General features: G+C 67.4%; 21 protein-coding genes and 1 other RNA gene. 9 read left to right on the top strand and 13 right to left on the bottom strand.

Annotation, left to right across the window (positions count from 1 at the left end; genetic code table 11):
- Positions 1-189 precede the first annotated feature (189 nt).
- Positions 190-1,389, bottom strand: a complete 1,200-nt coding sequence (locus NQ204_RS13525) for an MFS transporter (RefSeq protein ID WP_116865442.1) — start codon at positions 1,387-1,389, stop codon at positions 190-192.
- Between the two features lie 73 nt (positions 1,390-1,462).
- Here NQ204_RS13525 and NQ204_RS13520 point away from each other — a divergent pair, with 73 nt between their 5' ends.
- The gene (locus tag NQ204_RS13520) at positions 1,463-2,260 is read left to right on the top strand and encodes an AraC family transcriptional regulator (RefSeq protein ID WP_116865441.1); all 798 of its coding nucleotides are present in this window, start codon (positions 1,463-1,465) and stop codon (positions 2,258-2,260) included.
- Positions 2,261-2,412: 152 nt separating this feature from the next.
- Here the strand turns inward: NQ204_RS13520 and dnaJ are convergent, their stop codons facing one another.
- From dnaJ to hrcA, 4 genes are all read right to left on the bottom strand, one after another.
- The gene (dnaJ, locus tag NQ204_RS13515; protein ID WP_116863917.1) at positions 2,413-3,540 is read right to left on the bottom strand and encodes a molecular chaperone DnaJ; all 1,128 of its coding nucleotides are present in this window, start codon (positions 3,538-3,540) and stop codon (positions 2,413-2,415) included.
- Positions 3,541-3,694: 154 nt separating this feature from the next.
- Positions 3,695-5,617 carry a molecular chaperone DnaK gene (gene dnaK / locus NQ204_RS13510; protein ID WP_108768569.1) on the bottom strand — a complete coding sequence of 641 codons (1,923 nt, stop codon included), beginning with the start codon at positions 5,615-5,617 and terminating at the stop codon, positions 3,695-3,697.
- A 185-nt stretch (positions 5,618-5,802) separates the two neighbouring features.
- Positions 5,803-6,318, bottom strand: coding sequence for a nucleotide exchange factor GrpE (grpE, locus tag NQ204_RS13505; protein WP_116863919.1), 516 nt, complete (start codon positions 6,316-6,318; stop codon positions 5,803-5,805).
- 63 nt (positions 6,319-6,381) lie between these two features.
- On the bottom strand, positions 6,382-7,446 hold the full coding sequence (hrcA, locus tag NQ204_RS13500) for a heat-inducible transcriptional repressor HrcA (RefSeq protein WP_256644131.1): 1,065 nt from the start codon (positions 7,444-7,446) through the stop codon (positions 6,382-6,384).
- A 114-nt stretch (positions 7,447-7,560) separates the two neighbouring features.
- Here hrcA and recN point away from each other — a divergent pair, with 114 nt between their 5' ends.
- Positions 7,561-9,237 (top strand): DNA repair protein RecN, encoded by a 1,677-nt coding sequence (gene recN / locus NQ204_RS13495; RefSeq protein ID WP_116863921.1) that lies wholly within the window; start codon positions 7,561-7,563, stop codon positions 9,235-9,237.
- Positions 9,238-9,340: 103 nt separating this feature from the next.
- Here the strand turns inward: recN and NQ204_RS13490 are convergent, their stop codons facing one another.
- Positions 9,341-10,258 carry a LysR family transcriptional regulator gene (locus NQ204_RS13490; RefSeq protein ID WP_256644130.1) on the bottom strand — a complete coding sequence of 306 codons (918 nt, stop codon included), beginning with the start codon at positions 10,256-10,258 and terminating at the stop codon, positions 9,341-9,343.
- A gap of 97 nt (positions 10,259-10,355) precedes the next feature.
- On the opposite strand from NQ204_RS13490, the gene NQ204_RS13485 reads away from it, so the two are divergent.
- Positions 10,356-11,618 carry an SGNH/GDSL hydrolase family protein gene (locus tag NQ204_RS13485; RefSeq protein ID WP_256644129.1) on the top strand — a complete coding sequence of 421 codons (1,263 nt, stop codon included), beginning with the start codon at positions 10,356-10,358 and terminating at the stop codon, positions 11,616-11,618.
- A 65-nt stretch (positions 11,619-11,683) separates the two neighbouring features.
- Here the strand turns inward: NQ204_RS13485 and fur are convergent, their stop codons facing one another.
- The gene (gene fur / locus NQ204_RS13480) at positions 11,684-12,091 is read right to left on the bottom strand and encodes a ferric iron uptake transcriptional regulator (protein ID WP_005409235.1); all 408 of its coding nucleotides are present in this window, start codon (positions 12,089-12,091) and stop codon (positions 11,684-11,686) included.
- A gap of 103 nt (positions 12,092-12,194) precedes the next feature.
- On the opposite strand from fur, the gene NQ204_RS13475 reads away from it, so the two are divergent.
- Positions 12,195-12,584 (top strand): outer membrane protein assembly factor BamE, encoded by a 390-nt coding sequence (locus NQ204_RS13475; RefSeq protein ID WP_116863924.1) that lies wholly within the window; start codon positions 12,195-12,197, stop codon positions 12,582-12,584.
- Positions 12,585-12,620: 36 nt separating this feature from the next.
- Here NQ204_RS13475 and NQ204_RS13470 read toward each other — a convergent pair whose 3' ends face one another.
- Together NQ204_RS13470 and NQ204_RS13465 are read right to left on the bottom strand one after the other, a co-directional pair.
- The gene (locus NQ204_RS13470; RefSeq protein WP_116863925.1) at positions 12,621-12,878 is read right to left on the bottom strand and encodes an RnfH family protein; all 258 of its coding nucleotides are present in this window, start codon (positions 12,876-12,878) and stop codon (positions 12,621-12,623) included.
- Positions 12,879-12,881: 3 nt separating this feature from the next.
- Positions 12,882-13,307: a type II toxin-antitoxin system RatA family toxin gene (locus tag NQ204_RS13465; protein ID WP_256644128.1), complete on the bottom strand. Its 426-nt coding sequence runs from the start codon at positions 13,305-13,307 to the stop codon at positions 12,882-12,884.
- A 57-nt stretch (positions 13,308-13,364) separates the two neighbouring features.
- Here NQ204_RS13465 and smpB point away from each other — a divergent pair, with 57 nt between their 5' ends.
- A complete protein-coding gene (gene smpB / locus NQ204_RS13460; protein ID WP_164074967.1) occupies positions 13,365-13,868 on the top strand; it encodes an SsrA-binding protein SmpB in 504 nt (167 codons plus the stop codon).
- A 115-nt stretch (positions 13,869-13,983) separates the two neighbouring features.
- Here the strand turns inward: smpB and NQ204_RS13455 are convergent, their stop codons facing one another.
- Together NQ204_RS13455 and NQ204_RS13450 are read right to left on the bottom strand one after the other, a co-directional pair.
- Positions 13,984-14,556: a hypothetical protein gene (locus NQ204_RS13455; protein ID WP_079221547.1), complete on the bottom strand. Its 573-nt coding sequence runs from the start codon at positions 14,554-14,556 to the stop codon at positions 13,984-13,986.
- 110 nt (positions 14,557-14,666) lie between these two features.
- Positions 14,667-15,695: a hypothetical protein gene (locus tag NQ204_RS13450; RefSeq protein WP_256644127.1), complete on the bottom strand. Its 1,029-nt coding sequence runs from the start codon at positions 15,693-15,695 to the stop codon at positions 14,667-14,669.
- A gap of 242 nt (positions 15,696-15,937) precedes the next feature.
- Here NQ204_RS13450 and ssrA point away from each other — a divergent pair.
- The 3 genes from ssrA (at position 15,938) to NQ204_RS13435 (ending at position 17,280) form a co-directional block, all read left to right on the top strand.
- Positions 15,938-16,330: a transfer-messenger RNA gene (gene ssrA / locus NQ204_RS13445) on the top strand.
- Positions 16,331-16,467: 137 nt separating this feature from the next.
- The gene (locus NQ204_RS13440; protein ID WP_256644126.1) at positions 16,468-16,719 is read left to right on the top strand and encodes an NINE protein; all 252 of its coding nucleotides are present in this window, start codon (positions 16,468-16,470) and stop codon (positions 16,717-16,719) included.
- Between the two features lie 90 nt (positions 16,720-16,809).
- The gene (locus NQ204_RS13435; RefSeq protein ID WP_256644125.1) at positions 16,810-17,280 is read left to right on the top strand and encodes a hypothetical protein; all 471 of its coding nucleotides are present in this window, start codon (positions 16,810-16,812) and stop codon (positions 17,278-17,280) included.
- Positions 17,281-17,296: 16 nt separating this feature from the next.
- Here NQ204_RS13435 and NQ204_RS13430 read toward each other — a convergent pair whose 3' ends face one another.
- On the bottom strand, positions 17,297-17,752 hold the full coding sequence (locus NQ204_RS13430) for a methyltransferase family protein (RefSeq protein WP_256644124.1): 456 nt from the start codon (positions 17,750-17,752) through the stop codon (positions 17,297-17,299).
- Positions 17,753-17,872: 120 nt separating this feature from the next.
- Here NQ204_RS13430 and NQ204_RS13425 point away from each other — a divergent pair, with 120 nt between their 5' ends.
- On the top strand, positions 17,873-19,882 hold the full coding sequence (locus NQ204_RS13425; RefSeq protein ID WP_256644123.1) for an esterase/lipase family protein: 2,010 nt from the start codon (positions 17,873-17,875) through the stop codon (positions 19,880-19,882).
- 20 nt (positions 19,883-19,902) lie between these two features.
- Here NQ204_RS13425 and NQ204_RS13420 read toward each other — a convergent pair whose 3' ends face one another.
- Entirely contained in the window at positions 19,903-22,011 is a 2,109-nt protein-coding gene (locus NQ204_RS13420) for a TonB-dependent receptor (protein ID WP_256644122.1), read from the bottom strand.
- Between the last annotated feature and the right edge of the window lie 21 nt (positions 22,012-22,032).

Here is a 22,032-nt window from a genome sequence, read left to right as displayed (position 1 = left end):
GGGTGCTTTGCTTGCGAAGCATCGCTTCGCAAGCGCCCGAACGCCCAGCCGCCAGCGGCTGGGCCGGACTGGGGGTTCACGGCGTCCCCCTCAACCGGACCCACCCCGCCAACCCACGGAATGCAGACATTTGACGTTGACGTGGCTCGCAGCAGGTGCAGGGCTGCAAGCCCTGCAAACCCAAACTCCTCAATGAGCACGAGGACGCGACGGCGGCAGCCACGCTGCGATGATGCCCAGCAGCGGCAGGAACGCGGTCAGCTGGTACACGTACTCGATGCTCGTCTTGTCAGCCAGCAGACCCAGCACCGCCGCACCCAGCCCGCCCATGCCGAACGCGAAGCCGAAGAAGAGCCCCGACACCGTGCCGATGCGGTGCGGCATCATCTCCTGCGCATACACCACGATGGCCGAGAACGCCGACGACAGCACGAAGCCGATCAGCACCGCCAGCACCGTCGTCCAGAACAGATCCGCATGCGGCAGCGCCAGCGCGAACGGGGCCACGCCCAGGATCGAGGTCCAGATGATCGGTTTGCGGCCGATGCGGTCGCCCAGCGGGCCGCCGAGGAAACCGCCGGCCGCCGACGCCACCAGGAACGCGAACAGGTGCAGCTGCGCCTGCGCCACCGGAATGCCGAAGTGGTGGATCAGGTAGAAGGTAAAGTAGCTGCCGATGCTGGCCATGTAGAAGTACTTGCTGAAGATCAGCACCAGCAGGACCGCCATCACCCGGGCCACGGTGCGGGTCGGATGACGCGGTGCGACCGTGGCCTGCCCGACCGGGCGCGGGGCGCCCAGGTGCAGCGCATACCAACGGCTGACATAGGTCAGCAGGGCGATGCCGATCAGCGCGGCGCCGGCAAACCAGGAGGCGGCGTGCTGGCCGTACGGCACGATCACCGCGGCGGCGATCAGCGGGCCCAGGGCAGTGCCGAAGTTGCCGCCGACCTGGAACACCGACTGGGCCAGACCGTGGCGGCCGCCGGACGCCAGCCGCGCGATGCGCGAGGCTTCCGGGTGGAAGATGGCCGAACCGATACCGACCATCGCCGCGGCCAGCAGCACCATCGCGTAGTTCGGCGCGAAGCCGAGCAGCAGCATGCCGCACAGGGTCGAGGCCATGCCGATCGGCAGCGAGTACGGTGCCGGCTTGCGGTCAGTGACCAGGCCGACCAGCGGCTGGAAGATCGAGGCGGTCAGCTGGTAAGTCAGCGTGATCAGGCCGATCTGGGTGAAGCTGAGGTTGAAGCCTCCCTTGATCACCGGATAGATGGCCAGGATCAGCGACTGCATCATGTCGTTGACCATGTGGGAGGTGGAAATCGCCGCCAGCACGCCGCGGGTCGAGCTGCGGACGGTGGGGGCGGGTGTAGCCAGGCTGGACATGGTGCGCAGTCAGGTTGGGGGCGAGCCCTGCATGCTACGGTGCCCTCCCCCTCCCTTCCGCCGCGTTCTGGTCATGCCATATCGCAAAAAGGACACTTCCTGCTCGATCCGGGAATCCGCGCCCTGGAATGAAGTGCCCGGCCACCGCCCGGTCACGTGCCGGGTCAAGGATTACTCGGCCGGCACCCGGGTGTCGCCGCATCGCCATCGCCGCCACCAGCTGGTCTATGCGATGTCCGGGCTGATGGTGGTGCGTTCGGAAGTCGGCCGCTGGGTGGTGCCGTCCACCCGCGCCATCTGGATGCCGGCCGGCATGGCCCACGCCGTGGACTGCATCGCCGACGTGCACATGCGCAGCCTGTACATCGACCCGGCATTTGCCCCGCAGCTCGCCACCGAGGCATTCGCGGTGCAGGTGGCGCCGCTGCTGCGCGAACTGCTGCATGCAGCGACCCTCATCGAGGGCGAGCACGAGGACGACAGCCGCGATGGCCGCGTGGTGCGCCTGCTGCTGGATGAACTGCACCGCATGGACGTGTTGCCCCTGCACCTGCCGACGCCGGTCGATCCGCGCCTGCAGCGCATCTGCCAGCACATCCAGAAGCATCCTGGCGACGAGGCCACGCTGCAGGACTGGGCCGAAGCTCTGGCGGTGGACGTCAAAACCATCCAGCGCCATTTCGCCAGCGAACTGGGCATGACCTTCGGCCAGTGGCGGCAACAGGCCCGGCTGCTGGCCGCGATGGAACGCCTGGCCGTGGGCGAAAAGGTGATCGATGTGGCGCTGGCAATGGGCTATGACAGTCCCAGCGCGTTCACCAGCATGTTCAAGCGGCAGCTGGGGCAGACGCCAGCGGCATTCTTCCGCTGATTCGGCACGCCGCATCCACGCATGGCGTGCATCTACCAGAGAACAGCACCCCTGGTAGCGCCGGGCCATGCCCGGCGGAGTGCGTGCGATGCGCGCAAACAGAAACGCCGGGCATGGCCCGGCGCTACCGTTGTACGTTTCCGTTCAAGAACTCAGGACGTCATGCGGTCCCAGAAGCCCTTCACGCCATCGATGAACGTGGCCGACTTCGGCGAGTGCTTGCGCGCCTCCTCGCCGTTGAAGGTCGCTTCGAACTGCTCCAGCAGCCTGCGCTGGTCCGCAGTGAGATTGACCGGGGTTTCCACCACCACGCGGCAGTAGAGGTCGCCTTCGCTGCGGCTGCGCACCGAACGCACGCCCTTGCCGCGCAGGCGGAACAGCTTGCCGGTCTGGGTCTCGGCCGGAATGCGGATTTCCGCTTCGCCGCCGAGGGTGGCCACGCGCACGGTGTCGCCAAGTGCGGCCTGCGAGATGCGGATCGGCACTTCGCAGTGCAGGTCGTCGCCGTCGCGCTGGAAGATGTGGTGCTCGCGCACGCGCACTTCCACGTACAGGTCGCCCGGCGGCGTACCGGCCGGGCCGGCCTCGCCTTCGCCCTGCAGGCGGATGCGGTCGCCGGTATCAACGCCGGCCGGCACCTTCACCGACAGCACCTTGTCTTCCTCGATGCGGCCGTTGCCGTGGCAGGTCTTGCAGGGCTTGGCGATGATCTGGCCACGGCCGTTGCAGTTGTGGCAGGCCTGCTGCATCGCGAAGATGCCGCGCTGGATGCGCACCTGGCCGCGGCCATGGCAGACGTTGCAGGTCTCGACCTTGCCGTCTTCGGAGCCACTGCCATCGCAGTCGCCGCACTCGGCCAGGGTCGGGATCTCGATCCGGCGCTCGACGCCGCGCACGGCCTCTTCCAGATCCAGTTCCATCACGTAGCCGATGTCGGCACCGCGACGGGCCTGGCGCTGACCGCCACCGCCGCCACCAAAAATGTTGCCGAAGATATCGCCGAAGATATCGTTCATGTCCGGGCCGCCCGGACCGCCGCCACCGCCCATGCCGTGCTCGAACGCGGCGTGGCCGTGGGCATCGTACATGCGGCGCTTGTTGTCGTCGGACAGCGTTTCGTAGGCTTCCTTGCACTCCTTGAAGGAGGCTTCGGCCGCCGCATCACCCGGGTTGCGGTCCGGGTGGAACTTCATCGCGCAGCGACGGTAGGCCTTCTTCAGCTCTTCGTCGGTGGCGGTGCGGGCAACACCCAGCACTTCGTAGTAATCGCGCTTGCTCATATCGTGGATCGCATTCCGGAAAGTCGGGATTCGTCAAAGCGGAAGAGCGGAACAAGGTCCGCTCTTGCGTCGGGCGCCCCGACACGCCGGTGGGCGGTCAGGACCCTGGTACGACAACGGGACGCTGGCAGCCAGCGTCCCGTGTCGGTCCGGATCAGGACTTCTTGTCGTCCTTGACTTCGGTGAACTCGGCGTCCACCACGTCATCCTGCGCCTTGCCTGCGTTGCCGGCGTCGGCACCCGGGGCACCGCCCTGGTCGGCCGAAGCGGCGGCGAACAGCGCCTGGCCGGCTTCTTCCAGCACCTTCGACTTGGCTTCGATCTGTGCCTTGTCGTCGCCCTTCATCGCGGTTTCCAGGTCGGCCAGTGCCGCCTCGACCTTGCCGATGACATCGCCGCCGACCTTGCTGCCGTGCTCGGTGATGGCGCTGCGGGTGCCGTGGATCAGGGCATCGGCCTGGTTGCGGGCCTGCACCAGTTCCTGGAACTTCTTGTCCTCTTCGCGGTTGGCTTCCGCGTCGGCGACCATGCGTGCGATCTCTTCCTCGGACAGACCCGAACCGGCCTTGATCTCGACCTTCTGTTCCTTGTTGGTCTTCTTGTCCTTGGCCGACACGTGCAGGATGCCGTTGGCGTCGATGTCGAAGGACACTTCCACCTGCGGCAGGCCGCGCGGCGCCGGCTCGATGCCGGACAGGTCGAACTTGGCCAGCGACTTGTTGAAGCGGGCCTGTTCGCGCTCACCCTGCAGCACGTGCACGGTCACGGCCGACTGGTTGTCCTCGGCGGTGGAGAACACCTGCGAGGCCTTGGTCGGGATGGTGGTGTTCTTCTCGATGATCTTGGTGAACACGCCACCCATGGTCTCGATGCCCAGCGACAGCGGGGTCACGTCCAGCAGCAGCACGTCCTTGACGTCGCCGCCCAGCACGCCGCCCTGGATCGCCGCACCCAGTGCCACGGCTTCGTCCGGGTTGACGTCCTTGCGCGGTTCCTTGCCGAAGAACTCGGTCACCGCCTGCTGCACCTTCGGCATGCGGGTCTGGCCACCGACCAGGATCACTTCGCTGATGTCGCTCGAACGCAGGCCGGCATCGTTCAGGGCGACGCGGCACGGCTCGATCGACTTGCGGATCAGCTCGTCGACCAGCGATTCCAGCTTGGCGCGGGTCAGCTTGATGTTCAGGTGCTTCGGACCCGAGGCGTCAGCGGTGACGTACGGCAGGTTCACTTCGGTCTGCTGGGCGCTGGACAGCTCGATCTTGGCGCGCTCGGCGGCGTCCTTCAGGCGCTGCAGGGCCAGCGGATCCTTGCGCAGGTCGATGCCCTGGTCCTTGTTGAACTCTTCAACCAGGTACTCGATGACGCGGTTGTCGAAATCTTCGCCACCCAGGAAGGTGTCGCCGTTGGTGGCCAGCACTTCGAACTGCTTCTCGCCGTCGACGTTGGCGATCTCGATCACCGAGACGTCGAAGGTGCCGCCGCCCAGGTCGTACACCACGATCTTGCGATCCTTGTTGTCGCCCTTGTCCAGGCCATAGGCCAGCGCGGCCGCGGTCGGCTCGTTGATGATGCGCTTGACGTCCAGGCCGGCGATGCGGCCGGCGTCCTTGGTCGCCTGGCGCTGGCTGTCGTTGAAGTAGGCCGGCACGGTGATGACCGCTTCGGTGACCTTCTCACCGAGGAAGTCCTCGGCGGTCTTCTTCATCTTCTCCAGCACCTTGGCCGAGATTTCCTGCGGCGCCATCTTCTTGGCATCGCTGGTCGACACCCAGGCGTCGCCATTGTCATGGGCCAGGATGCTGTACGGGACGTGGGCGATGTCCTTCTGCACTTCGGCGTCGGTGAACTTGCGGCCGATCAGGCGCTTCACCGCGTAGAAGGTGTTCTTGGGGTTGGTCACGGCCTGGCGCTTGGCCGAGGCGCCGACCAGGACTTCGCCGTCCTTGGTGTAGGCGACGATCGACGGGGTGGTGCGATCGCCTTCCGAATTCTCGATGACGCGGGCCTTGCCGCCGTCCATGATCGCCACGCACGAGTTGGTGGTGCCGAGGTCGATACCAATGATCTTGCCCATGGGGGAGACTCCTGAAGAATGCTTGTTGGTGTCAGTCCGGCCGGTCGGCCGGTGGATGAATGGGATGTGGGGGAGGCTCGTGGAACATTCAAGCCATCACCCGAACGCTGTGTTCAACCGTTCAAAGTGCGCCGGGTCTGGCCAGGCGCTACCTGACGGCGAAGGGCCGTTGCCGGCCCGACGCGTCAATCGGCGGCCACGACCACCAGCGCCGGCCGCAGCAGGCGCTCGTTGAGCAGGTAGCCCTTCTGGAACACGGTCACCACGCTGCCGGGGGCGGCGCCGGGGGCCGGCACCTGGCTGATGGCCTGGTGGTGTTCCGGGTTGAACGCCTGGCCGGTCGGGTCCAGCAGGACCAGGCCGTTGTCGGCGGCGACCTTCAGCAGCTGCTTGTAGGTCATTTCCAGCCCCTCGCGCAGCGGGTTGGCATCGTCGCCGGCGGCCTTCAGGCCGGCATCCAGGCTGTCAAACACCGGCAGCAGCTCGCCCAGCAGCTTCTCGTTGGCGAACTTGCGGGCCTGCTCGATGTCGCGGGCAACGCGCTTGCGCTGGTTCTCCAGGTCGGCGCGCTCACGCAGCGCATCGGCCTTGACCTGCTCGACCTCGGCGCGCAGGCGCTCCAGTTCGTCATGGGTGTCTGCAGCAGCGGCCGCATCGGCGGCGCTCTGCTGGGATTCGATATCTGGATGTTCTTGGTTCATGTCTGGGTCCCTGGCGGTCACTCTCCGCCTCCACCCACCCTAGTGTGGGCGGGATGCTGCGTTTCAAGCGTCTGCCGGCCCCGGACCGCGTCCCGGGGGCGAAAAGGCCGCCCCGAGCACGTCCGCGGTGGCCTGGACCAGCGGAATCACCCGGTCGTAGGCCATCCGTTTGGGCCCGATCACCCCCAGCACACCCAGCACCTGGCCGTTGGCGGTATAGGGCGCGGTGACCAGCGAGATCCCCTGCAGCGGCATCATCCCGGTCTCTTCACCGATGAAGATGCGCACACCCGGGGCCTGGATGGTCCGCTCCAGCAGCTGCAGGATCTCGCGCTTGCTGGAGAAAAGCTCGAACAGCTCGCGCAGGCGCTCCAGGTCGGACAGGTCCTGCACCCCCATCAACCGGGTCTGCCCGGCCACCAGCATGTCGTCGGCCGGCGGCTGCAGGGCCTGCTCGGCCAGTTCGATGCTGTGCGCCAGCAGCTGCTCCAGCTCGGACCGGGCGTCGCGCAGCTCCAGCAGCAGGCGGGTCCGGATCTCGGCCAGCGGCAGGCCGGCGAAATGCGCATTGAGGTAGTTGGCCACCTGTTCCAGCTGGCCCGGCTCGAAGGCCTGCCGGGTCTCGATGACCCGGTTCTGCACCTCGTTGTCGGCAAACACCAGGATCGCCAGCACCCGGCGCCCGTCCAGCGCCACGAAATCGATCTGTCGGAAGGCGAACTGCTCGCGCCGCGGCGCGCTGACCACGCCGACGAAGTGGCTCATCGCCGACAGCAGCTCCGAGGCACTGCCGAGCAGGGCCTGGGTGCTGCCGCCACCGGCCAGCTCATGGCGCAAGCGGGCCAGTTCGCCCTCGCCCGGCGGCTGCATCTGCAGCAGGCTGTCGACGAACACCCGGTAGCCATGCGCGGTCGGGATGCGCCCGGCCGAGGTATGCGGCGAGGCCAGCAGGCCCAGGTCCTCCAGGTCGCCCAGGATGTTGCGGATGGTGGCCGGGCTGACCTCCAGGCCCGCCACGCGCGCCAGTGTCTGCGAGCCGACCGGCTCACCGTCCTGGATGTAACGCGCGATCAGCGTGCGCAGCAGATGGCGCGCACGCGGGGCAAGCTGGTCAGCGGAACCGTGCATGGAATCAACCTGTGAGACACGGACACTAGATAATGGCGGTGCGTCGCCTTGGCAAGTCATTGGACCACCCCGCCGCGCGTGCTAGCGTTGCGCGGCTCAGACACCCCTGTACCCATGCTCAGACATCTTTCGATCAAGGATTTTGCTGTCGTCCGCGCCACCGAGCTGGAGTTCGGGCCGGGCATGACCGTCGTTTCCGGCGAAACCGGTGCCGGCAAGTCGCTGATGGTCGACGCGCTCGGCTTCCTGTCCGGCCTGCGCGCCGACAGCGGCGTGGTCCGCCACGGCGCCGCCCGTGCCGAGCTGTCGGCCGAGTTCGCCCTGGACCAGCTGCAGGCCGCGCGCCAGTGGCTGGCCGACAACGAGCTGGACGACGAGGACCAGTGCCAGCTGCGCCGGGTGATCCGCGCCGATGGCGGCTCGCGCTCGTGGATCAACGGCCGCCCGGTGACCCTGGCGCAGCTGGCCGATCTGGCGGGGCGGCTGGTGGAAATCCATGGCCAGCACGAGCAGCAGGCCCTGCTGACGCGCCCGTCGCAGCTGGCCCTGCTGGATGCCTATGCCCGCAACGAGGACGTGCGCCGCCAGGTGCGCCGCGCCGCTGCGGCCTGGCAGACCCTGGTCGACGAGTCGCTGGCCCTGTCGCAACAGGGCGACGTTTCCGACCGCATCGGCTTCCTTGAACACCAGCTGCGCGAGCTGGACCGCGAGGACCTGGAGCCCGAGTCGATTGTCGCGCTGGGCGCCAGCCACCGCCGCCAGGCCCATGCCAGCGCCCTGCTGAGCGCCTGCCAGGCGGCCAGCAACCAGCTCAACGGCGACGACGGCAGCTCCGCGATGGATCTGCTGCAGCAGGTGCGCCACGACCTGTCGCGCCTGATCGAGCACGACCCGCGCCTGGGCGAAGTGGACGGCCTGATCGAGAACGCCTCGATCCAGCTGCACGAAGCCCTGTCGCTGCTGGACCGCGTGCACGACGACCTGGATGCCGACCCGGAGCAGTTTGAGGAGAACGAGCGCCGCCTCGGCCGCCTGCACGACCTGGCGCGCAAGCACCGCGTGCCGATGGACGAGCTGGGCGCGCAGCGCGAACGCATGCATGCCGAAGTGGAGCAGCTGCGCGGCGCCGACGAGCGCCTGCAGCGCCTGGCCGGCGAGATCGCGAAGGCCGCGGCCGCCTGGCGCGTGCAGGCCGAGGTGCTCACCGCCTGCCGCCGCAAGGCTGCTGCCGAGCTGTCGGCCACCACCACCGGCATCATCGCCGAGCTGGGCATGGGCGGCGGCCAGTTCCTGATCGAGCTGGAAGCGCAGGACAGCGGCAAGCCGGACCCGCAGGGCGCCGAGCGCGTCGAGTTCCTGGTGGCGGCCAACGCCGGCCAGCCGCCGCGGGCGCTGCGCAAGGTCGCCTCAGGCGGTGAACTGTCACGTATCTCGCTGGCCATCGAAGTGGCCGCGCTGGACCTGGATGCGGTGCCGACCATGGTGTTCGACGAAGTCGACTCGGGCATCGGCGGCGCGGTGGCCGACATCGTCGGCCAGAAGCTGCGTGCTCTGGGCGAGAAGCGCCAGGTGCTGTGTGTCACCCACCTGCCGCAGGTCGCCTCCAAGGGCCATGCCCATTACCGGGTCAGCAAGGCCCCGGTGGAAGGCATGACCCAGAGCGCGGTGGAGAAGCTGGACACCAAGGCGCGCGAGGAAGAACTGGCACGCATGCTGGGTGGCGTGGAAGTGAGCAAGGAAGCACGCGCCGCCGCCCGCAAGCTGCTGGTCGCGTCCAGCTCGCTGGACTGACCGCATTGAGCCGAGCATGGGCTCGGCTCTACGACGTGCGCCCGGACGAAACCGATATGTAGAGCCGAGACCACGCTCGGTTCGCGCGCTTCCGCGCGCGGGGTTACACCAGCGGCCGCGCCAGATCCACGTGCTCCACCAGGAAGTCGAGGAACGCCCGCACGCGCAGCGGCAGGTAACCGCCCTGCCCCAGGAACACCGCGTGCACCTCTTCCAGGTCGCCCGGGTTGGCCTCCTCCAGCACCGGCAGCAGGCGCCCCGCGGCAATGTCAGCCTGCACCTGGAACGCCGCCAGCCGCGCCATACCCAGCCCACCCAGCACCAGCTGGCGCAACGCATCGCCATTGCTGGCACGGGCATTGCCGCTGGGCAGCACCCTCCGCTCGCGTCCGTCCTGCAGCAGCGGCCAGCCCTGCATCGCCCGCGCATGGCCTATATCCAGCCGGTTGTGCGCCTGCAGCCCCTCGGCGGTCTGCGGCAGGCCATGGCGCTGCGCATAGGCCGGCGCCGCGACGATCATCATCCGGGTCGAGCCCAGCCGCCGCGCCACCAGGCTGGAGCTCTTCAGCGGTCCCGCACGCACGGCCACGTCGGTGCGCTGCTCCAGCAGGTCGATCACCTCGTCGTTCAGGGTCAGGTCCACGCCCACCTGCGGGTTCTGCTGCAGGAACGCGGGCAGCAGCGGCAGCAGGAAGTGCTGGCCGAACGGCACATTGGAATTGACCCGCAGCCGCCCGCGTGGCTCGGCGTGGGCGCTGGCGCAGCGCTCGGCCTCCTCCAGGTCGGCCAGCACGCGCAGGCCGCGCTCGTAGAACGCGCAGCCTTCCGGGGTCAGCTGCAGCTGACGGGTGGAACGCTGCAGCAGGCGCGTGCCCAGCCGCTGCTCCAATCGCGCCACCAGCTTGCTGACCGCCGAGGGCGTCATGTCCAGCGAGCGCGCGGCAGCGGAGAAGCCGCCGGTCTCGATCACCCGCACGAACACTTCCAGTTCGCCGGATCGGTTGATGTCGGGTCGTGCCATGTCAGTGAACTCAGTTCACAGATGATTATCCATCCGCAGTCTAGTTCACAGATGGATCCGGAATCACCATGACGCTCCCTCCTGCCGCGATTGCCCGATGAACCGCCTTCGCCCTCTTGCCGCCACCGCCCTGATCGCCCTGTCCGGCACCGCCGGCGCTGAACCTCCCAGCCCCAGCCACTGGGTCGCCAGCTGGCAGGCCAGCCCGCAACCGGTGTGGGGGCCGGACTTCCTGTTCCCGACACTGCTGCCCGCGCAGCTGGACAACCAGACCTTCCGCCAAACCGCGCGGCTCAGCCTGGGCGGGCCGCGCCTGCGGGTGCGGCTGAGCAACGCCCACGGCACGCAGCCGCTGCAGATCGATGCGGCCAGCGTGGCGGTAGAGGCCTGTTCGCCGCCGCTGGCCCTGCGTTTCGATGGTCAGCCGGGCGTGCGCATCGCGCCGGGCGAGCAGCGCCTGAGCGATCCGCTCGCACTGCCGACCCGCAACCTGCAGCAGGTGCAGGTCAGCACCTACCTGGCCGGGCCGACCCCGGTGCAGACCTTCCACTGGGACGGCCGGCAGACCAGCTGGATCGCGCCCGGAAACCAGAGCCCGGCGAGCACGCTGCACGACGCCCGCCCGACCACGGCGCGCGCGTTACTGGCAGGGATCGACGTCGAGGCGCCGGCCAGCGCGCGCAGCGTCGTGGTCATCGGCGACTCGATCACCGATGGCGCCACCGCCACCCTGGACCAGGACCAGCGCTGGACCGACCATCTGGCCGCCCGTCTGGCCCCGCGTGGCGTGGCCCTGGTCAATGCCGGCATTTCCGGCGGCCGCCTGCTGCGCGATGGCATGGGCGCAGCCGCCCTCGGCCGCTTCCAACGCGACGTGATCGACCAGCCCGGCGTGGCCAGCGTGATCGTGCTGATCGGCATCAACGACATCAGCTGGCCGGGCACGGCCTTCGCCCGAGACGAGCCCCGCCCGACGCTGGGCCAGCTGCAGGCCGGCTATCGGGCGCTGGCCCAGCAGGCCCGCCGCCACGGCCTGCGCATCCTCGGCGCGACCCTGCCGCCGTTCGCCGGCGCCCTGCCCGGCACGCCGCTGGAGGACTACTACGACGCAGACAAGGACGCACTGCGCCGCCAGCTGAACGACTGGCTGCGCACGGACAGTCCCTTCGATGCGGTGGTCGACCTGGATGCGGCCCTGCGCGACCCGGCGGAACCGTCGCGGATGGCCGCTGACTTTGATTCCAGTGACCACCTGCACCCCGGCGATGCCGGCAACCAGGCCATGGCCGAGGCGGTGGACCTGGGGTTGCTGCTTGGAGATCAGGGGCCACAGCCCTTTTCCGCCAGAAAAGGGATCTGACCCCAGCAACGAAAAACCCCGGGCAGGCCCGGGGTCTTCGTGTATCCGCAACTGGCTGCGGCGCCTTACTTGCGCTTCTTGCGCACGTACAGCACCAGCGAGTGCTCTTCCAGCTCGTAGCCGTGGTCTGCGGCGATCTTGCGCTGCAGCTCCTCGATTTCGTGGCTTTCGAACTCGATGATCTTGCCGCTGTCCACGTCGACCATATGGTCGTGGTGGCCGCCGCGGTCCAGCTCGTAGACGGCCTGGCCGCCTTCGAAGTTGTGCTTCAGCACCAGACCGGCGGCCTCGAACTGGGTCAGCACCCGGTACACCGTGGCCAGGCCGATTTCATCGCCGTGCTCCAGCAGCTGGCGGTAGATGTCTTCGGCGGTCATGTGGTGCTGGGCATTGCGCTGCTCGAGCAGCGCCAGGATCCGCATCCGCGGATGGGTCACCTTCAGGCCGACTTTACGCAGGTCGTGGGTTTCCATAGGTCTCCGTTCATTGGCGATTTAGCGCCAGCTGCCTCGGATTGGGTCGCGGTGGCACGCCGGGAGTGTATCATCGGTTTGATTTCCCCAACCGCCAGTACCGATGCGCAATCTTCTGTTGGTCGCCGCCGTCGCCCTGTCCACCACCGGGTGCGGCATCATCTACAAGCAACCCATCTATCAGGGCAACCTGATCCGGGAAGATGCCGTGTCCAAGCTGCAGGTCGGGCAGAGCAAGCAGCAGGTGAACGCCCTGCTGGGCACCCCGTCCGTGCCGGACCCGTTCCACGCCCAGCGTTGGGACTACACCGCCAGCCAGCGGATCGACCGTCTCGGCCGTACCGAAGTGAAGAACTTCACCGTGTACTTCGAGAACGACGCCGTGACCCGTTGGGAAGGCGACTACTTCCCGGCCAACGACAAGGCGCTGGCCCAGCAGACGGTCCGCCAGTTCGGCCGCAACCTGGCCAAGGACAAGAAGAAGAGCCGCTGAGCCCTTCTGCCCGCCCTTCGGGGCAGGACCCTGGAATCAATCGCCGCGCGCGCGACGCCGGCGGTTTTCCTTGGGATCGGCCTGCAGAGGCCGCAGCAGCTCCACCCGATCGCCATCCAGGAGCGCCTGCTGCGGGCGTGCCAGCACGCCATGCACGGCGGCGGCCGGACAGTCGCCACTACCCTCCAGGGCGGCGGTGGCAATGGCCTCGGCCACGGTCGCGCCTTCCGGCAGCTGCAGCCGGCGTGACAGCACCTGCTGCGGCCAGGCCAGCACCACCTCGACCTCGATCATCGCTCAGCCCTCGTCGGCAACGCGGACGAAGTCGTCGACCATGCGGTCGGCCAGGCCCTGGAAACCGATTGCCAGCGCCGGCGCGAGCAGGCGGGATTTCGGCTCGAACTCCAGGGTCAGGGTGACCTTGCAGGCATCCTCGGCCAGGGCATGGAATTCCCAGCGGCCGTGCAGCTGCTTGAACGGGCCGTCGCGCAGCTGCATATCGATGCTGTGTGGGCGCTGCAGGGTATTTTCGGTCTGGAACCAGGTGCTGAACGAACCCAGGCCCAGATCCAGGCGGGCGACCAGGCGGTCCTCGCCCTGTTCCAGGACGCGGGCATCGGAGCACCAGCGGAAGCGGCGCGGATAGGCCTGGACGTCGTTGACCAGGTCGAACATGCGCGCGGCCGAGTGTTCGACCAGGGCGCTGCGGCGGATAGTAGGCATAAAGAGGGCGCGTTTCGGCAATCGACCGGGCGGGCCCGAATCGGAGACAATACGGAAATGAGCAAGAACAGCAGCAAGGATAAAGCAAAGAACGCGACGGCCAACAAAACCATCGCGTTGAACAAGCGTGCCCGCCACGAGTATCACATCGAGGAACGCTTCGAGGCAGGTCTGGCCCTGCAGGGCTGGGAGGTGAAGTCGATCCGCGCCGGGCGCGGCAACATCATCGACGCCTACGCCTACGTGAAGCAGGGCGAGATCTTCCTGATCGGCGCGCAGATCACCCCGTTGATCCAAGCCTCCACCCACGTGGTGGCCAACGACCGGCGCGAGCGCAAGCTGCTGCTGCACCGGAACGAGATCGACAAGCTGGTCGGCAAGGTCGAGCGCGATGGCTACACGATCGTGCCCACCGCCATGTACTGGAGCAAGAACAAGATCAAGCTGGAAGTGGCGCTGGCCAAGGGCAAGCAGACCCACGACAAGCGCGATGCCGCCAAGGACCGTGACTGGGCGATCGAGAAGCAGCGCGTGATGCGTCGCGGAAATCGCGACGCGTAACAGCGGTATGTAGAGTCGAGCCATGCTCGACCGCGCTTTTTTGTAGACCCGAGCCATGCTCGGCTTGGCGTTTGAAGCAGCCGAGCATGGCTCGGCTCTACAGAAAGCCGGGCGATCAGCCCGCCAGCATGCCCTGCCCGCGCATCCGCGGCGCCAGCGCGGCATGCATCACCGCCAGGTGCATCACCACCGCCAGCTCCGGCGCATGCCGGTCGTCGCCGGCCCGCCACTGCTTTGCCAGCTGGGCCGCATCGTCAGGCAACAGGGCCAGCAGCTGCTGGTCATCCAGCGCATCGGCCTGGTGCTGCAGCTGCTGCGACAGCGCCCAGCTGCGGCGGACATGGGTCAGGATGCTCAACGACGCCAGGGTCAGCAGGGCAACGGCCGCCCCGTGCTCGAACCACAGCGCGATGACGTCCGGGCCCCACACCATCACCGCCAGCACGGCCAGGGCCAGCATGCGCCAGCCCGGCACCAGGGCCTGGTCGCGCCGCGGCCAGTACACCACCACCGCGCTGGCCACCAGGAACACCGCCGCCGTCGCCGGCAGCGCGGTCAGGCAGGCCGCAGTGACGATCGCGGCCAGCACCGCCCAGACCCAGCCGGGCGGCAGCGCGCGTCGGCGGTAGTCGGCGCCTACCGGCCCGATCAGCTGTCGCAGGCTGCGTTGTTGGATGGTGTCAGTCACCCGGGGTCTCCGTGTCGTTCCTGGCTCGGATGTTGGCCGCCAGTGTGTCGCAAAATCGTGCCAATGAAGTTAGCAATCCGCTATGACGGGCATGCGGCAATCCCACGGCTTCATTCGCAGACCGACGCCGCAGCCTGTGCCAGCGGGCCTTCACTCAGTACGGGCGCGGGCTGATCCGCCGGAAACGCGGCCGCGATCGCCTTCGCCGCGCGGTCGGCATGGGGCTGGACGTACCACGAAGACTGGCTCGAAAGCGTCATTCCACGCACCTCCCGCTCAAACCGGTACTGGCCCCAGTAGATCGCCAACGGCTCCTCCAATGCATTCAACGGATTGGGCAGGGCCAAGGCCGCGGGGCACAACCGCGCGAACGCTGCCGCCAATGCCTCACGACCGGCCGCAGGCTGGCCAGCCGAAAGGAAGTGCGCATACTCGTGCAGCACGATCGGCGCCCAGTCGTCCTCCACGCCCGGCGGCGAGAACAGCACGATGGAACCGCCGCGCAGCTTGGCCTGGGTGCGGTTGGTGTACGGCCACCACACAAAACGCACCTGGAAGACGGGCGCAGCCTCGGCGCCGTAGAACGTGCGCATGCGTGCGACGAACGCGTTCGTCTCCGGAGCCGCCAGCTCCCGGGTCAAAGCTTCCTGCTGCGGGGTGAAGCGTCCAGCCCCTGCCAGCAGTTCGCGGGCACGGGGCTCGAAACGCGCGTAGTAGCGCCGCAACAGCTCGCGGTCACCGGACGCCTGCGCAGCGATTGCATCCCTGGCGGCAGCTGTGAATGACGCGGCATTCTGGAAGTAGCCGGTGTAGGGGTCGCCGACGCGGGTATCGCTGCCGGCAAACAGGCGCTCCGCATCTGGCCGTGCATTGTCATCATCCCGGGCCATGGGGGACGTGCGCTGGCGGAAGCGGGCGTACTCCTCCAGCGCTGCACGATCCTGCGCGTCCAGCCCGAAGCGGCGCTCCCAATCCTGCTTGTAGATCGCGCTGGTATAGCCCGGCAGCCAGTCAGGCAGGTTGTCGAGCAGGTTGAACAGATCGAAGGCCGCGTCGTAGCCCACGGTCACCAGAGGCGGCGCCTGTCGCGAAACGCCTTGCGGCTCGGCACGGGTCCATGGGGCCAGCAGCAACAGCACAGCAATGCACGTGAACTGCCCTGCCCACGACCTGACTGACATCCGATATCCCCCTGAAGTCTGAATGGAGTGATTCGAGCACGGCGAGCACGCAGTCACAACGTGTCCATTGGCAGGGTGCCCTCACTCGGCCGGAGGTCCGCCGAGCGTGACTGTTCAGCAAGATTGCCGTACCATTCGTGTCGTTAGGCGGGTTTCTGGGCAACCAGACACCTGAAAGCCTTGCAAGACTTGAAGAAACCGGGGGTGCATTGGTTTCGACGGGGGTTGTGAAGTCGCCTGGCGCATGCCGAGGGGGTAGCTGTCCTCGTAAATCCAGCTGCAAAACTCTAGTTGCCAACGACGACAACTACGCTCCGGTCGCTCTCGCAGCCTAAAAACTGCGGTGCGTGACCTTCTGCCGACTTAGGCGGAGCCTCGAAACTGCTTGTGTCCATGCTCGCAGCGTAGAGTCATTATCATGGAATCGCGCTGGGCGGCTGCCTGTCAGTCCGGCACTAGAACACAACAGGCTGGTTCCCAGGTGCGCTTTGCACACCGTGCTGCTCGGGGATGAGATTCAACGGTGAGCTAAGCATGTAGTGCTGGGGATGGAGTGCCTTCGGACGGCGGTTCAATTCCGCCCACCTCCACCATCTGTACCGCCCCTCGGGGCACGAAAAGCCGGACACTCCCGTCGATTGGGGTCCGGCTTTTTTGTTGCCTGTTCTACGGCTGCGGCGCCCCGATCGGCGCCACCCGCCCGACCCCGCCGCCGCTGCATGCGGCACCGGTGTATGCCGCCCCTTATGCACAACCGCAACCCGTCGCGCGCGCCCGCGTCGCCTACGTCCTGCTGGGCCTGTTCCTCGGCGGGCTGGGCATCCACAACTTCTACGCCGGCTACCACGGCCGTGCCGTGGCCCAGCTGGTCATCACGCTATTGCTGGGCTGGCTGTTCATCGGCCTGCTCATCACCGGCCTGTGGGCGCTGATCGAGATCATCACCGTCGATACCGACGCCGCCGGCGTGCGCATGGTCTGAGTTCCGCGCTGTGGCCCGTGCAATCTCCTGCGGGCTGGCCCACACTCGATCCGTGCCCGACCACGGCCCCCGATTCCAGAAGGACCTGCCATGAAACTCCAGATTACCGTCTTGCTGCTCACCCTGGCCACCAGCACCGCCCTCGCCGCGGCGCCGTCGGAGAAGGGCACTGCCGCCCTGGAAACCCTGCTGGCCTGCAAGGCCGGCTCGGATTTCACCCAGGCCCAGGCCGAGAAGGCACTGCAGGCCGCCGGCCTGACGCACCTGCGGGGCGGCGTGTTCGAGGCCCAGGGCGGCAAGGTCGCCCTGCTCGGCGGCAGCGTGGACAGCGCCAGCGTCGATATCGCCCCCAGCGGCAGCAGGAGCCTGCATGTCTATCTGAAGAACGTGGCCGCCGATCAGGTGGGCCGCCAGCTGTCGGTCACCACGGTCAATGAGGACGCGGAGACCGAAGCGCCGTCGTACATCCGCAAGGTGGACTCAAAGCACACCCTGCATGTTGGTGCCGCCGATGACTACGAGGGTTATTCGGCGTCGGTGACCTGCCAGATCGCAGGCTGAGCGCAGGCGCCCTGCCCTACAGCCAGCGCCGCACCGCGCGCCGGAAGGCGGCAAAGTCGGTGCCGAACCGGGCAGACAGTAGCCGCTCCTCCGGCAGGATCTGGAAGCGGGTGATCCAGCCGACGAACAGCGGTACCACCAGCAGGGCCGCCGCACTGCCCAGCCACAGCATTCCGCCCAGCAGCACCAGCACCTGCCCCAGGTACATCGGGTTGCGCGTGTGGCGGTAGATGCCGCCGGTCACCAGCGACGTGGCGGCGGCCGGGCGCAGCGGATTGACCGTGGTCCGCGCGCGGCGGAAGGCCAGCTTCGGCAGCAGGTTCAGGGCCAGGCCCAGCAGCATCACCAGCAGCGCCATCCAGCCCGGCACCGGCAGAGCGGGCCACGGCCAGGTACGGGCAAGCGCATAGCCCAACGCCGCGCACAGCAGCATCACCAGCGGCGGCGGAATCCGCGTTTCCAGCAGGTGCATGGTCATTCCCTGAAAGCACTGCCGGCGATGGTGTCACAGTCCGTCCAGCGCGCGTTTAGCCCCGTGCTTCCGCGTTGACAGCCCGGCCGCTAGAGTGGCGCCACCGCGCTGGAGGATCGCATGGCAACCACGGGCTTGGGCGTCATCCGCCACACGACCCTCATCATCACCGCGCTGCTCCTGCTGAGCGGCTGCGCTACGCTGCGCCAGTTCGGTCCCTCGGTGCAGGTGGCCTCGGTCACCCCGGGCCAGTACATCGCGCTCAAGCGCGGCGACATCCTCACCAGCGGCCGATTGAGCGCGGCGACCACCGAGACACTGCGGGTGGCCGGCCTGGACGAGACCACCTGTGCCAAGCCCGGTCTGCCCTGCATCGAGGCGATGGAAGCGAGCATCGTGGTGCGCGAGGAGGACAAGCGCTCGACCCTGGCCGAACTGTGGCTGCAGCAGGCGATGGCGATGCCGGCGCCCAAGGCCAAGCGCGGCACCACGCCAGCGATGATCGTGGCCGATCCCGGCTTCCAGCCGCGGCTGGATGCATGGATGCAGGTGGCGCGGCAGGCGTACGCGTACCTGTTCTTCACCGAACGCACGGCCAACCAGCGCGGCTTTGAAGACCGCCAGACCCAGGTGCGCGACTACTACAACCTGGCCGCGCAGGAAGCGGCGGTGATGCTGTTCGACGCATATTCCAGCCAACAGGTGCGCAACAAGGATGGCCGCCTGCAACTGGGCCGCTGGACCTTCGTGCTCGCCCCCGCCGACACCGGCGTGGTGCAGGACACCCGCGAACCCATCGAGCTGGTGCCGGCCGCGTCGCTGTCCTTCACCGGCACCCTGCGCCGGGTGCAGCGGCGCGATGGCTTTGGCGCCGAGCTGGTGGCGGTGATGGCGGACCCGGCCAGCGATGGCCTGGCGGCGGCGCACGGCCACGGCAGAACAGCAGCGGATGACGCGGCTTCGGCCCAACGCTGGAGCGGCATGCCTTCGCCGTCGATAACGGTGCTGCTGCGGTTCTCCGGCGCCAACCTGTGGGAAGTCCTGCACGATGAAACGCCCACGGTGGAGATCCATGATCCCTACCAGATCGCGGCCGTTGAACTGCATGGGCAGAAGGTGCCATTGGCCGCCAACTTCACCGCCGGCTACGCGTTTTGGCTGGCGCGCGCGAATTTCAGCCGACAGTCGCTACGCAGTCTGTTTGGCAGCAAGGGCGGCATTGATCGGCCACACCTGTTCATGCTGCAGCCCTACGATCCGAACCGGCGGGTACTGCTGATGATCCATGGCCTGGCCAGCAGCCCCGAGGCCTGGGTGAACGTGGCCAACGAGCTGATGCGCGACGACGAGATCCGCCGCGAGTTCCAGGTCTGGCAGTTCTATTACCCTACGAACATGCCCATCGCGCTCAGCCACGATGCGATCCGGCACACGCTGGATGATGTGATGCAGCACTACGATCCAACCGGGAAGGCACAGGCGTCGCATGACATGGTGGTGGTCGCGCACAGCATGGGCGGGGTCATCTCGCGCCTGCTGGTGTCGTCGTCGGGCGACCATCTGGTGGATACCCTGCTGTCGACGGCAAAGATGAGCCCCCGACAGCGCGAACTGCTGCGAACCCGCGGCGCGCCACTGCTGACCTTCCAGCCCGAGCCGGAGATCTCGCGGGTCGTGTTCATCGCCACCCCGCACCGCGGCACGGACGTGGCCGGTACCCGCCTGGGTCGCTGGATCGGCCGGCTTGTGCGCCTGCCGTTGACCGTGCTGGAGGATGTGGCCGGGGTGGATGATGGCGGCAGCTTCGACGCCAAGGACGCCAAGCAGGGCTACCAGATGAACAGCATCCAGAACCTGGACAAGGACGATGCGTTCGTGAAGGCGGTGGCCGACCTGCCGATGTCACCACAGGTGCGCTACCACTCGATCATCGCCCGCGCCAACGCCGATGGTCCGCTGGACAAGACCGATGACGGATTGGTGCCGTACTGGAGTTCGCACCTGCCCAACGCGGTGTCGGAAAAGGTGATCGTGTCCGGGCACAGCGTGCAGGAAGCCACGCCGGCAATCGTCGAACTGCGGCGCATCCTGCATGAGGACATGCAGGCGCATGATGGCGGGCAGAAGTAATCCTGCCCGCGCGGCGTGCCTCAGAAATCCAAGCTGTAACCCAGCGTCACCGTCCGCCCACGCCCGGCGAAGTACCGCGCCGGTTCAATCAGCGCGCTCTGCGAGTAATAGGTGATGTACTGGCGGTCGAACAGGTTGGCGATGCCCAGGTTCACCTTGCCCTTGGCAAGCCTGTAGTCCACGCCCAGATCGAACAGCGCGTAGCCGCTGAATTCCTTGGCGGCCTCGTCGAAGCTGCGGCTGAAGGCGTACTGCCCCTGTACGAAGGTCGACAGCTCCGGCGTCCACTGCGCCGACCAGGTGGCGATGACGCGGTTCGGTGCGATGTTCAGGCCATCCAGGCGCGCGTCGAGCCGGCCGTCGGCGTTGCTGTCGTAGCGGCCACGGGTCCAGGCGTAGGACAGGCCCAGGCGGTGCGCATCATTCAGACGATAGCGCACGCTCGCATCCAGGCCTTCGATGGCGGTCTTTTCGCGGGCCAGCTGGAACGCGCCGTCGACTGCGATCACCCGCGTGCCGTACTCGGAGCGCGACTGGAACGCACTGGCCTCGGCTTCCCACGACGGCGAGCGGTAGCGCACGCCGATCTCGCTGTTGCGGGTCAGCAGCGGCTGCAACGAACGCAGCGATTCCACGTTGGTACCCGGCGTGTTGATCGAGCGCAGCACGCGGCCGACGTCGGGCATGCCGAACCCTTCGGAATAGCTGGCGAAGGTGTTGAAGCGCTCGGTCGGCGCGTACACCAGGCCGATGTTGCGCAGGTTCTGCTGGAACTTCAGCTTGCCGCCCTGCACCGCCACGCGGTTGTAGCGGTACAGCGTGGTGTAGCTGTCGATGCGCAGGTCGGCCTCTTCGCGGCGCCACCCGCCCTGCACGATCAGCTGCGGCAGCAGCTTGTAGTCGGCCTGCACGAAGCCGGCCACGCTGCTGTAGCGCGAATCGGGCACGTAGGTGCGGCCGGTGCCATACAGATCCTGCTTGCCACTGTCGCGCAGCGTGTCCACGCCGGCAGTGATCTTCAGGTCGCCGCCGAGCAGATCATCGCGGCCCAGGCTGGTCTTGGAGCCCCACTTCGAGGCGGTCGAGCGCGACTGGTCATACAGCGTCCCGACCGGTGCGATCAGCGGATCCTGGAAGGTGGACGAGTTGTCAGCGCCGAACAGGCCTTCGAATTCCTGGTTGAACACCATTGCCTTCAGTTCCATGCCCGCCAGGTCGTGGTGGGTGTAGCTGAGGCCGGTGGTCCAGGCATCGTTCCACGCCGGCGTGCCCGGCGGCGTGCCACGCACCGACGTGGTGGCGATGCCCAGGTCGCGGTTGCCGGCCACAGGGACGTACTCGGCCTTGGACTTGATGCGGTAGCGGTTGCTGCTGAACTGCAGTTCCTGGTTGTCGTCGATCCAGTAGCCCAGCTTGGCGTGCAGGTCGTAGGCGCGGGTCGACATCAGGTCACCCTGAGTGACGTCCACGCCGATCGGCGCGCCCTCGCCGTCCACCCACAGGCCCTGGTCTTCATAACCGGCGCCGAGCAGGTAATCCCACTTGCCTTTGCTGCCGCTGATGCGGTAATCGGCGCGGTAGCCGGCGGTTTCACCGCGCACCTCGGACGTCGGCAGCGTGGTCTGCACGCCCACGTGCTGGTTGACCGCACCCGGTTCCGGGCGCCGGGTGATGAGGTTGATGGTGCCGCCGGTGGCGCCCAGGCCGTTCATGGCGTTGGCGCCCTGGATGACTTCGATGCGCTCGACCAGCGCGTAATCAATCGTGTGTGCTTCGCGACCGGTCGGGCGCAGCGGGTTCGACTGCGGAATGCCATCGACCAGGATCAGCGGCGTGCGCCCGCGCAGGGTCTCGCCACTGCCGTTCATCTTGCCGCGGCTGGGCGTGTACGACGGCAGCAGGCTGGACAGCACATCGGACGAATTGCTGCTGAGGCGCAGCTGCTGCTCGATCTGTTCCTTGCCAATGATCACCACCGTCTGCGGCGCGGTGGCGGCGTCCTGGCCGGTACGCGAGGCGGTCACGATGACCTTGTCCAGCGTCTGCGCCTCGGGCGGGGCCTGCTCGGCGTGGGCATGGGCACAGACCAGCAACGAAATGGCGACCGTCAGCCGCGAATATCTCAGCACGTGAACTCCTCTTGGGGGGGG

This window comes from Stenotrophomonas testudinis, assembly GCF_024499815.1.
Lineage (GTDB): Bacteria > Pseudomonadota > Gammaproteobacteria > Xanthomonadales > Xanthomonadaceae > Stenotrophomonas.
The sequence above is the reverse complement of the archived record's forward strand: the minus strand, read 5'-3'. Positions and strand labels throughout refer to the sequence as shown.

Bases quoted from the DNA above. Each gene is read 5' to 3' on its own strand.
- NQ204_RS13525 (WP_116865442.1), bottom strand. From the start codon at position 1,389: ATGTCCAGCCTGGCTACACCCGCCCCCACCGTCCGCAGCTCGACCCGC.
- NQ204_RS13520 (WP_116865441.1), top strand. From the start codon at position 1,463: ATGCCATATCGCAAAAAGGACACTTCCTGCTCGATCCGGGAATCCGCG.
- dnaJ (WP_116863917.1), bottom strand. From the start codon at position 3,540: ATGAGCAAGCGCGATTACTACGAAGTGCTGGGTGTTGCCCGCACCGCC.
- dnaK (WP_108768569.1), bottom strand. From the start codon at position 5,617: ATGGGCAAGATCATTGGTATCGACCTCGGCACCACCAACTCGTGCGTG.
- grpE (WP_116863919.1), bottom strand. From the start codon at position 6,318: ATGAACCAAGAACATCCAGATATCGAATCCCAGCAGAGCGCCGCCGAT.
- hrcA (WP_256644131.1), bottom strand. From the start codon at position 7,446: ATGCACGGTTCCGCTGACCAGCTTGCCCCGCGTGCGCGCCATCTGCTG.
- recN (WP_116863921.1), top strand. From the start codon at position 7,561: ATGCTCAGACATCTTTCGATCAAGGATTTTGCTGTCGTCCGCGCCACC.
- NQ204_RS13490 (WP_256644130.1), bottom strand. From the start codon at position 10,258: ATGGCACGACCCGACATCAACCGATCCGGCGAACTGGAAGTGTTCGTG.
- NQ204_RS13485 (WP_256644129.1), top strand. From the start codon at position 10,356: ATGAACCGCCTTCGCCCTCTTGCCGCCACCGCCCTGATCGCCCTGTCC.
- fur (WP_005409235.1), bottom strand. From the start codon at position 12,091: ATGGAAACCCACGACCTGCGTAAAGTCGGCCTGAAGGTGACCCATCCG.
- NQ204_RS13475 (WP_116863924.1), top strand. From the start codon at position 12,195: ATGCGCAATCTTCTGTTGGTCGCCGCCGTCGCCCTGTCCACCACCGGG.
- NQ204_RS13470 (WP_116863925.1), bottom strand. From the start codon at position 12,878: ATGATCGAGGTCGAGGTGGTGCTGGCCTGGCCGCAGCAGGTGCTGTCA.
- NQ204_RS13465 (WP_256644128.1), bottom strand. From the start codon at position 13,307: ATGCCTACTATCCGCCGCAGCGCCCTGGTCGAACACTCGGCCGCGCGC.
- smpB (WP_164074967.1), top strand. From the start codon at position 13,365: ATGAGCAAGAACAGCAGCAAGGATAAAGCAAAGAACGCGACGGCCAAC.
- NQ204_RS13435 (WP_256644125.1), top strand. From the start codon at position 16,810: ATGAAACTCCAGATTACCGTCTTGCTGCTCACCCTGGCCACCAGCACC.
- NQ204_RS13430 (WP_256644124.1), bottom strand. From the start codon at position 17,752: ATGCACCTGCTGGAAACGCGGATTCCGCCGCCGCTGGTGATGCTGCTG.
- NQ204_RS13425 (WP_256644123.1), top strand. From the start codon at position 17,873: ATGGCAACCACGGGCTTGGGCGTCATCCGCCACACGACCCTCATCATC.